This is a genomic window from Shewanella sp. T24-MNA-CIBAN-0130, from assembly GCF_040310185.1.
Lineage (GTDB): Bacteria > Pseudomonadota > Gammaproteobacteria > Enterobacterales > Shewanellaceae > Shewanella > Shewanella psychromarinicola.
The window spans coordinates 1-10,421 of sequence record NZ_JBEOPP010000092.1; the positions used below are offsets into that span (position 1 = coordinate 1).

Annotated in this window: 6 protein-coding genes; 4 read left to right on the top strand and 2 right to left on the bottom strand. The window is 42.1% G+C overall.

All coding sequences use genetic code 11. The annotated features are described in order from the left end of the window. Positions 1-335 precede the first annotated feature (335 nt). The 4 genes from AAEZ02_RS21060 to AAEZ02_RS21075 are packed head-to-tail and all read left to right on the top strand — an operon-like array spanning position 336 to position 6,526. Positions 336-1,274 carry an ABC transporter six-transmembrane domain-containing protein gene (locus AAEZ02_RS21060; RefSeq protein WP_351124864.1) on the top strand — a complete coding sequence of 313 codons (939 nt, stop codon included), beginning with the start codon at positions 336-338 and terminating at the stop codon, positions 1,272-1,274. Continuing rightward, positions 1,265-2,482: an efflux RND transporter periplasmic adaptor subunit gene (locus AAEZ02_RS21065; protein WP_124013293.1), complete on the top strand. Its 1,218-nt coding sequence runs from the start codon at positions 1,265-1,267 to the stop codon at positions 2,480-2,482. The genes AAEZ02_RS21060 and AAEZ02_RS21065 overlap by 10 nt, the downstream gene beginning before the upstream one ends. Beyond that, positions 2,482-5,589 carry an efflux RND transporter permease subunit gene (locus AAEZ02_RS21070; RefSeq protein WP_351124868.1) on the top strand — a complete coding sequence of 1,036 codons (3,108 nt, stop codon included), beginning with the start codon at positions 2,482-2,484 and terminating at the stop codon, positions 5,587-5,589. Before AAEZ02_RS21065 ends, AAEZ02_RS21070 begins: the two co-directional genes overlap by 1 nt. A gap of 13 nt (positions 5,590-5,602) precedes the next feature. Then, the gene (locus AAEZ02_RS21075; RefSeq protein ID WP_351124871.1) at positions 5,603-6,526 is read left to right on the top strand and encodes a helix-turn-helix domain-containing protein; all 924 of its coding nucleotides are present in this window, start codon (positions 5,603-5,605) and stop codon (positions 6,524-6,526) included. A 379-nt stretch (positions 6,527-6,905) separates the two neighbouring features. On the opposite strand, the gene AAEZ02_RS21080 is transcribed toward AAEZ02_RS21075, so the two are convergent. Next, on the bottom strand, positions 6,906-7,961 hold the full coding sequence (locus AAEZ02_RS21080) for a PepSY-associated TM helix domain-containing protein (protein WP_351124874.1): 1,056 nt from the start codon (positions 7,959-7,961) through the stop codon (positions 6,906-6,908). Between the two features lie 2 nt (positions 7,962-7,963). Next, positions 7,964-10,126 (bottom strand): TonB-dependent receptor, encoded by a 2,163-nt coding sequence (locus tag AAEZ02_RS21085; protein ID WP_351124877.1) that lies wholly within the window; start codon positions 10,124-10,126, stop codon positions 7,964-7,966. Positions 10,127-10,421 lie beyond the last annotated feature (295 nt).

Sequence of the window (10,421 nt, forward strand, 5' to 3'; positions counted from 1 at the left end):
GAGTGTAATTTGTTTCATAGGGCTATGATGATCCCATTTGGGACAAAATCAAGCATTTTCAATGATCACGGGTATATGTGAAACATAAATCAAAAGAAAATATGACACAACGATGTTCCATAACTATTTGGTAATAGGAAATAAAGTGATCACTTCGGATTTAGCTAGGGCACGAACTTCTCTTAATAGGGGGGGGGGTAGAAATATTAACAGCTCTCAATAGGCATTATTTTCATAGCTGGATTAATTTTAAGAAAAAGCGCAGTTTGGGACACGTTTACCGAGGTGTAAATACTTATGCTGCAGCCACTGAAATTTTCGTTCTGAGGCGAGCAATGTCACAACACATCCTATCTGTAGCCAGCTTAATTAAAAAAGATAAAGCGGCTATTGGGCTAACCTGGTTAATGTTAGCGCTAGAAAATATTTTAATGGCACTAATTCCTTTATTTATCGGCCTATCCATCGATGGTCTTCTTGTTAATGATTTAGGCCCCTTAGGATTATTTGCCATGACGATGGCTGGACTTATTTGCGTGAGTGTGCTCAGGCGGATGTACGATACTCGGGTGTACGGCGAGATGAAAGTAGAGCTAGGTAAAGATCTAGCCCCTAGACTGCATGGTATGCCTGTGTCCATTAGTAACACCCGCCATAGCCTAGCAAGGGAGTTGGTCGACTTTTTAGAAAACGACTTACCAGAAGTATTCTCCTCCCTTATCCAAATAACTATATCAGTAATAGTACTTGTCAGCGTCAATGCCTTACTGGGCTTTGCCTCTGGAGTACTACTTGTGAGCATGCTACTCATTTATGGCTTGGGTCATGGGCGTTTTTATCGTTACAACGCAGGGTTGAATTCTCAAATGGAGCAACAGGTCCATTTACTCAGCAAGCCTTCCTACAGGGAAGATCGTCAATACGGGGCATTTTTCCGCCATTTAAAACGGCTGAAGCGTTGGGAGGTGAAACTGTCAGATATGGAGGCCTGGATCTACGGTGCCATATTTTTACTGGTGGGTCTATTTATTTGCTGCAACCTTTGGGTTGGTGCCCGGCTACCTGTAATTTCATCGGGCCAATTGTTCACCATTATCAGCTATTCATGGGAGTTTGCCGAAGCGGGCATCGCACTGCCCATGGCACTGCAGAGTTGGACTAGACTTCAGGAAATCTCAAGCCGTCTAAATCAAGCTATTCAAGTACCTGCCAAGACCAATGCTGCCAACGCCATTAGTAACAAGGTCAGTAATGAGGAAACACCATGTCTATAACTCTCAAACCTAATACCTTCGGCTTGATAAAATGTCACTCAGGACTGTTTGTGGCCTTCGCTATTTTTATTTTCACTGTCTTGATTGTGTTATTGACAGAAGAGCCAGAGGCATACACTGAAGCAAATGTCATTTCCCTACCCAAGGTCTCTGTAGTTGTGGCTTTGTCTCAGGTATTTAATGCCCCTATAGAATTAGTGGGTATTACCCATTCTCGCTGGCATACGAATATAACGAGTGCTCTTGAAGGAAGCCTTGAATCCTCAGTGGATGCCCTTGAACCTGGGACTCGAATTAAAAAAGGTCAAGTGTTAATCCAATTGGCTCAACATGCCTACCAAGCAGATGTTGATTCTGCGCTTAGCCAAGTTGCCAATACTGAGCTTGAGCTAGTTAAAACTCGCTATGAGCAGCAAGTGGCTTTGCAGATGGGCGGCGCACTTAAGACAAAGTTTTCACGTTTAGAACCGCAAATAACCTTTGCAAAGGCAGAGGTAAACGCGGCAAAAAGTCACCTTTCCCATGTCAGGCAGCGTCTTAAAGACACTCAAATAACAGCGCCTTTCGATGCCATTATTTTGCAGCGAAATATCACCCCAGGGCAGAAGGTACAAATTGGTGAGCCTTTACTGACTATTGCTGCTGTGGACGTGCTCGATATTCAAGTGTCGCTCTCCCAAGGGCAGTGGCAAAAGCTGGTAGCGGTAGGATCTCAGCTTGAGCTAAATGCATTGATCACTCGCGCCGATGGTAATAGCTTGCCATTATCTTTACGGTATGTTGAACCCAAGCGAGACCCTGTTAGTCATCAATACAGCTTAGTGTTCACCCTCAATGGTACCTTTGTTGAAACAGGGTTATTACCAGAACAGCAAGTAAACCTTGTGGTTACAAGTGTAAAGCACTCTATGGCTTACTCTGCACCAGCCTCAGCCTTAACCCAAGATGGTCAAGTCTGGTTGATGGATGAAAACAACAGGATCAAGCCTGTTTCTGTGACGCTGTTATCCCAAAAAGGTGACCAGATTTGGTTTGATCTATTGGGTTATGAGTCGCAACAAAAGGCCATAGGTGTATTGCGCTACCCGATGTCTCATCTTATTGCTGGGCAACAAATATCGCCTGAATTGACAGATGGTGCCGCAATACTTGTAACATCTAGTCAGAAGCCTATGTCTGACAGCAGTATGCCAGCGAGGGTAAAATAATGAAGTGGCTAACCCATTGGTTTATCCATCATAAAATTGCCGCTAACTTATTGATGTTTTTGGTTATGGCGGCAGGGATTTTATCCCTGAACACTATTCGTGTTGAAAGCTTTCCGCAGATCCCAACGAGTCAGTTGAAAATCAGTGTCGTCTACCCAGGTGCTAGCCCTGAGCAAGTAGATGAAGGGGTGACCCAGCGAATAGAAAATGCCATTAGTGGCATTGCCGGCATAGGCAAAATAGCCAGTCAATCGAGCAGAGGCTTCGCCCTAATTCAAGTGAAGAAGACAACGGGAACAGATCTTACTGTTCTGATGGATGATATTCGAAATGCCGTTAATGGCATTGTCGGCTTGCCCCTTAGGGCTGAGCAGCCACAATTAACCCGCGATGAATACACCAATTTGGCTGCCTATGTGATGTTATACGGTGATGCCGATACCCAAGCAATGCAGCAGGCTGCCATTAAAGTTAATCAGGCGCTAAGACGTCATCCATTGATATCTCAAGTGACTGATTTAGGTAAATTAGAGCAAGAGCTTGTGGTAGAGCCAGATAGAGATACCTTAAGAAAGTATAAGCTCACTTTGGGGCAGCTTGCCGAGCAGATGCAGTCTTGGTCATTAGAGTATCGCAGCGGGTTATTGAAAACAGCCCAGGGCAATATTGTGCTTCGCGGTGACAATAATGCCGATACCTTACTTAAGCTTGCCGCCATACCCGTGATAGTGACAGACAATAGCCAAGTACTCTTAGGAGACATAGCCCAGATTAAACGGGGCTATGAAGAAGTCGATGGCATAGTGCGTTATCAAGGTAAGCCTGCTGTGTCTCTAATGGTTTCAACCAGTAAAAAAGATAACTTGCTCGATGTCAGCGATGCCATCCACCAAGTAGTGCAAGAGCTAAAAACGCAGCTGCCGCAAAATATTAAGCTAGATGTGATGGCGGATATGTCCCCTTATATCAAGGAGCAGTTGTCATTACTGGGCACTAACGCCTGGCAAGGGATATTAATAGTGCTGGTGCTGTTAGGTTTGTTTCTCAACATTCGAATCGCCTTCTGGGTCGCTCTAGGCATACCGATTTCATTGGCCGGAACTCTTTGGCTTATGGGACCGCTGGGCTACACAATCAATGACATCACACTGTTTGGCTTTATTCTAGTACTTGGGGTCTTAGTGGATGATGCGGTTGTGGTGGCAGAAAGCATTTATGAGAGCCAGCAGAACATGGCCGATCCTAAACTTGCCGCTGAAGAGGGAGTCAATAAAGTGGCAACGGCGACGGTTTTTGGTGTGCTGACTACTATTGCCGCTTTTAGCCCCATGCTGTGGATTGAAAATGAACTGGCGCGCATGCTAGCAGGTTTCTCAGCAGTTGTGATCTTAGCACTGATTTTCTCACTCATCGAAAGTAAGTTTATTTTGCCCCATCATTTGGCCAACATGAAACAAACCGATGACACAGGCCCTGTTGCAAAGCTTCGTCGTTATTGCTTGTCATACTTAGACACATTCTACGCAAACTATTATCAGCCGGTATTATCGAGCGCCTTGAATAATAAGTTTGCTAGCCTAGTTATTTTTTCAAGTGTGATGCTGTCTGCCTATGGTTTTATGGCAACAGGGGCCATTAAGAGCGCGTTTTTTCCCGATATTCCCAGTCGCTTCTTAAGTGCCGATATTATTATGAGACAAGATGCGCCACTGTCTCTGACGTTAGAAAATGTCAAAAAAGTTGAGCAAGGACTTATCGAGACGGAAAAAACATTAATGAGTCAATATCAGTTAGATGAATCTCCTATTATCAGGCGTTTAGTGTCTACCGAGGGGAGTCATAGAATCGAGTTGGTAGCAGAGCTTTCCTATAGCGCCCTAAGTCTGTTACCAGCGCAAGAAGTGCTCAGTGCTTGGCGTAAAGCCGTTGGCTCCTTAGAAGGCGCCTATGCTCAGCGTTACAAGGCCACAGATGATGTCGCCGGTAGCACAGCCTTAACCATCACAGCACCTACATCGGCCCTTGCCAAAGAAGTCAGTACTCAACTTAAGCAAAGCCTTGCCCTTATGCCGGGGGTGAATGATATTTATGATGATAATCAAGGGGGCAGGAGGGAAATACAATTTATGCTTAATGACTATGGCCGTCAACTTGGGCTGACTCAAGCAAAGCTTGCTGAAGTCGTTGGCGGCGGTTTTGGTGAACTTGAAGTGCAACGATTAATGAAAGATGCGGAAGAAGTGAGGCTACTTATCCGTTTTACTCAAACGGTGCGTAGCTCCTTGAGTCAGCTATTAGCCACGCCGATCCAGGTGAAACAAGGTAAATATGTGTTACTCGAAGACGTGGTCGAACAGAACACATCTCGTCAGAGTGATGTGCTATATCGCTTAAACCGCGAGAGAGTCGCGACCCTATATTGGCGTCAAAACCGCAGCATAAGCACACCCGAAGCCGTGCTCGAAGGCTTAACTGAGCCGATAGCACAACTTATGTTAATCTATCCTGAGGTTAAAATTCGCGCTAGCGGTGAATTTGAAGAGTTAGCCGAAGTGCGAATTGGCTTTAAAAAAGCCATGTTACTGACCTTAATCCTTATTTTTGCCTTACTGGCTATTCCGCTGCAATCCTATGTGCAGCCTTTGATTATTATGGCGGTGATCCCCTTTGGTTTTGCCGGGGCGATAATAGGGCATGGTTTAATGGATTTACCCGTGAGTATCTTGTCATTATTTGGCATGATGGCCATGACAGGTATAGTGATTAACGACTCGCTGGTATTGATGACGCGCTTTAATCAAAATATCGAACAAGGCATGGCAAGTGTGGCAGCAGCGCTAGAGGCTGGAAGAAGCAGGCTCAGGGCTATTTTTCTTACCACAGTCACCACTGTGTGTGGCTTGCTGCCTTTGATGCTTGAAAGCTCAGAACAGGCCCAGTACCTGAAACCCGCCGCCGTTTCTTTAGTGTTCGGCGAACTATTGGCAACGCCTATCACTCTGATTTTATTGCCTATTTTATTGGTTATGTGTCAAAGAGATCCCAAAGGTTGCAACAATGATGCAGGGCAGCAAGCCGCGCTTGTATTTGATAAAGGTCCCCATTGAGTTGGAATTATCCATGAAAAATGAAAAACCATTCGTACTGCATGACTTAGCGCCGGAAGCCCATTTAGTGGCAAGCTTGCCGCCAAAATGGAAGCAGAGGTTTGAGTTCGCGATGGCGAGCATGGAGAAGATGCTTTTTGAGGGGAATAGTCTCACCTGGGAGGAGATTGCCAAACAAAGCGCGATTTCCCCCCACCATTTTCACCGCATGTTTGCCTTAGTGTTTAATGAGACACCGGGACAATACCTAAGCCGAAAACGCTTGGGTTGGGCTGTAGATTTAATGATAAGTGAGCCAACACTGACTGTGACAGAGGTCGCCTTGGAAGCGGGTTTTTCCTCTTCGCAGGCGTTAGCAAAGGCGCTAAAACGCAGCTTAGGGCTTACGGCAAAAGAGATTAAGCAAAAGCAAAATCAACTAGACTTCTTCGATGATTTGATGCGCCGTCTTGGGCAGCCTATGAAGATGTTACAGCAAAGCCTAGAAGAGAAAATGGCCGCTAAAATAGGGTTTGAAGTGCGAGAGTACCCTAGTCGCTCCCTAGTGACTAAGGGGCTAAGCACCAGCAGCATAACGAAAATGTACAAGGTATGGTGTGAAATTAAGCCTAAAGGCGAAGGATTAGCCATGGTGAACTTAATGCAGCTGAGCATTAAGGATCAACAAGTGGATGTGGGGCAGTTTGAAGTCGGCTATTTTTGCCAGCGGCCTGAACAAGCCAATCTCATTTTAGAGGCCGGCAGTTATCTATGTGGTAGGGTAAAAGTAAACAACTTCTCTGCCTATTTTTCGGCTTGGGATGCGCTTTTTATGTATTTATTAACCCATGATTTATTTATAGATGACAATACTAAATGTATAGACGTTATAGAGAAACCAGAGAGTTTACTGTGGGAGGATACTGAGTTAATCATCAGTGTCCGCTTGATAAACTAGACCTCATTTTTCACAAGTATCTCATGGGTGGTTCGGACTACTGGCAATAACCAATCATGCTTAGCTCTTTTCTTGAAGATAGCATAGCTGCAATTTATTTCGGTGTAAGGGCTAAAACGCGATTTCCGAGAATAGTGCAGATATACCTACTTATCGTGCCAAAATGAGAAAAAAAGAATTTTTAATGTTATTCGATGAAATCAAAAAAGCTTAATCAGTGCGCCTAAAGTGGCACACAGAATTTAGCCACTTGATTAGAGGTCGACCACTACAGTTTCCTGGTGTTTCCGATTTTACCCATATTTATTGTAATGTGAACGGTAGAATTTAGACCTTTGACTTTAGCAAGTTTCTGACCAGAAATGTGTCTGAAGTCATCTTATTTTTTAGATGCCCTTTTTTGAAGCTGTTTACGATACATAGCACCAGTAACAAGCAGTAGTATAGGAAGTATACCCACTAATAATAAAGCTATTTTAAATACTATACCCCCAACATTTGCAGTATGAATGGGATAAATCCTTTGATACCAACGTAATCCAGCACCGATAAGATGAGTATCTTTTACTTTCTTAATTTCAGCCGTATTTGGATCTAAATAAACAAAATTTCGTCCATATTGGTGCCATTCATCAGCTTGCTTAAACCGTAAAACGACTAAGTCATCTGTACTTTGTCGAATATAAACCCGGGTTAGTTCAGCCCCTTTCATAGTTTCCAATTTACGGGCACTCGAAAGCCACTTATCCCACTGTTGATTTCCCAGTGCTCTAGGGCTACTTTTTGTTGCTAACGTCGCTTTAGTCATCACGGGATCATTAAACAACAGCTGTAATGTTTTAATACTTGGCTGCTTATAAAGCATGCCAATACTGGTTAATATTGGGATCAATAAGAATAAAAATCCAATACTAGCCATTACGGTATGCCATTGCCTAAATATGCGCAGATTAAACTGAAAGCTAACACGAAATAAACGTCTACTCCAATGTTTAGGCCACCAACTAATTAAGCCAGTAATAATGAGAAATAACGATAATAATGAGATAAAGTTAAGTAATTGATATCCGATATCATTGAGCAATAAATTCATATGCCATTGTTCTAAAACACTGATGAAATCAGATAAATAATAGCGAGTGACTATAAACAAGCCATTTTGATCCCAATAATCTATATCACCATTAGCATCAAAAGCTTGATAATAAGGTGCTTCGGCTGAAGGAAACATAATAGTTTGGTAGACTTTACTTGTTGTAATGGTATTAAGTACAGCAGCTTTGGAAACGCTACTACTTACTGAAGTGAGCATTTGAGGGTATTGCCAGTGCAAGAATGTGCTTTTAAATAATAAAAACGAACCACTGAGGCTGATTAATGCTAACCAGCCTCCAACAGTCCAAGCTAAAAACTTATGAAGCTTAACTTGTTTCATTTTTAAAAATTAAATTCATAGCTCAATGAGTAGTTACGTCCTTTACCTGAAAAGTAATAAGATGGATGCTTTCTGATCTGACTGAAATAGCCAACATAAAATTTATCCATTACGTTCTCTACGGCAAAGGTTAATCGACCATATTTTTGCAGATCATATTTTATAGAAGCATCAACAAGGGTATAACCGTCAAACTGCTGTTCTTTATCGTTGTTTTCTGAATCCATAAGCGTATTTACTTGAATACGAGTAGATACGTTATCTGTTGCATCAAAGTTTGCTGCAAACATGAATCTGTCAGGGGATATGTTTTTCAAATCCATATCACTGTCTACACTGCCATCACTATTACTGTCGACTTCACCTTTAATGGTTGAATAAAGTGCTTGCAGTGACAACTGCTCATTTAATTGATATTTAGCGGTAAATTCAGCACCGGTTATTTCAGTACGTTGACGAACCACATCATATGTTCCACCTGAATTTAAGGACAAATTAGCGCCATCTTTTGCTAATGAATAATAGGTTGAAGCCGTTACTCGCCATTGGTCATCGGTATAGTTAAGACCAATTTCGTAGTTATCAGTCACTACAGGTTTAACTGCAGGCATAGTATTAAAGTCAATATTAATATCGCCATTAAGAGGTTGACCTTGATCGCCAATCCAATTACCTCGTAGTACACGACCAATGTCAGGCAAACCAAAACCTTGATTAAAGCCAGCAAAAACATTCATCTCATCAGTTAATTCATAGACTGCGCCTAGGTTAAAAACCAACTCATTAAAATCTTGTTCGCCACCAATAATATCAACTTGCCCATGAGGGTTGCCATCTTCATCATACAAACCATAACTATAAAGTGTTTGATCATTCTCAACATCAACAGTGGTAGTTTCATAACGTAATCCACCGGTAAGTCTTAGAGCATCATTTACTAATATATCGCCTTGAGCGAATGGGGATACACCTAGGTAAGACATTTCAGGGGTAACCCCTAAACCTGTAGCCACTAAACGTTGCTGTGTGCTGTCATCTAATACGTCAATACCAAATACCCAGCTATCATCTAAGTTCAAAAGGTCAATTTGTGAATACGCCAGCTTCATTCCTTTTTTCGTTGAGGTAATAATGCCTTGATCTCTAATCACTGTTGGAGTGGCTCGCCAGCTTGCTTCCCCATAAATAGCGTCAAACTCCTGATAGAAAAACTGCACCGTTAAGCCGCCATCGGCTAGATTATCATGACTATAATTTATGTTATATGCCTCAACTTGGTTAGAAATTGGCTCGCCAGTAGAGGCTCCTTTTTCAACAGTACCGACAATGCCATCATTGAAGTTACCTTTAATTGGCACATAATTATTATTGCTTTCTAATTCATAGTGATTGGTTGAAAATTCGAGTCGTTGTTCACCAAAATTCACCCCCGTTTTAAGGAAGAAGTTGGTCGCGGTTGAATCTTGAGTTTCTCCTTGAATAGAGTTCATCCCTATCGGGTGACCATTTCCATCATAATAAATACCTTGATCATGCCAAGAAGCAGCAGCGACAATATCAAATTGTTCGTCAAAATGACGTAAGTTGTACCATGTTTTTGTACTGGTTGAATCGCTACTAAAACTGTCGTTAATACGCAGTCCAATTGTTTGCTTAAAATTATCACCTTCTTTAGCTGACATAGTAATGTAGTTAATCAAACCACCGGTAGCGCCCATACCATGAACAGCACTAGCACCATTAACGACTTCAATTCTCTCTAATGTAGAAGAATCCACTGGATAGCCATAACGATTACCATTCCTTAATGGGTTATTTTGTGGTACGCCATCGACTAAAATTAACGCTGTGCGGCCACGTAGATTTTCACCTTGATTAGACAGTTTTTGCCTAGAAGGAGTCATACTGGGAACAAGGTTGGCTAAAACGGATGTTAAATCATCGCTAATACTAATTTGTTTTGCGATGTCATCTTCGGTGATAACTGTTATCGCACCAGGAATTTTATCAACATCTTGTTGATAGCGAGTAGCCGTTATTACAATAGTTTCGCCAGCAAATTTTTGGGTATTTTCGGTGTCGATAGCTGAATTAGCAACCGCTTGGTTAACAGAAAGGGCAATAAGTGATAATGGCAATACAATTGCCAAAGAAAGAGATTTCATATCTAGCCTTAGTTAATTCTTATTTCATAGTAAAATTACCATTTCGCAGATGGTAATGGCTATCATTACCGTTTTCAATAGTGAATTTATATTTATAAAAATAAGATTGCTAAACTTCGATCAAGATCAACTATAAAAATGTTATATCGACAACATAGGCACGGCAAGAACATTAAAAATCATGCCTATGCATCTGACTCAGTTCTGGCATATTCTTAGTGAGCTTACGGCAGCATAGTTCAACTTCTATCTTGTAAACTGATTTAATGATCGCAACTCAATAATCAGGATGCAA

Excerpts from the sequence above, each read along its gene's own strand:
- AAEZ02_RS21065 (WP_124013293.1), top strand. The coding sequence starts at position 1,265 with ATGTCTATAACTCTCAAACCTAATACCTTCGGCTTGATAAAATGTCAC.
- AAEZ02_RS21075 (WP_351124871.1), top strand. The coding sequence starts at position 5,603 with ATGAAAAATGAAAAACCATTCGTACTGCATGACTTAGCGCCGGAAGCC.
- AAEZ02_RS21085 (WP_351124877.1), bottom strand. The coding sequence starts at position 10,126 with ATGAAATCTCTTTCTTTGGCAATTGTATTGCCATTATCACTTATTGCC.
- AAEZ02_RS21060 (WP_351124864.1), top strand. The coding sequence starts at position 336 with ATGTCACAACACATCCTATCTGTAGCCAGCTTAATTAAAAAAGATAAA.
- AAEZ02_RS21070 (WP_351124868.1), top strand. The coding sequence starts at position 2,482 with ATGAAGTGGCTAACCCATTGGTTTATCCATCATAAAATTGCCGCTAAC.
- AAEZ02_RS21080 (WP_351124874.1), bottom strand. The coding sequence starts at position 7,961 with ATGAAACAAGTTAAGCTTCATAAGTTTTTAGCTTGGACTGTTGGAGGC.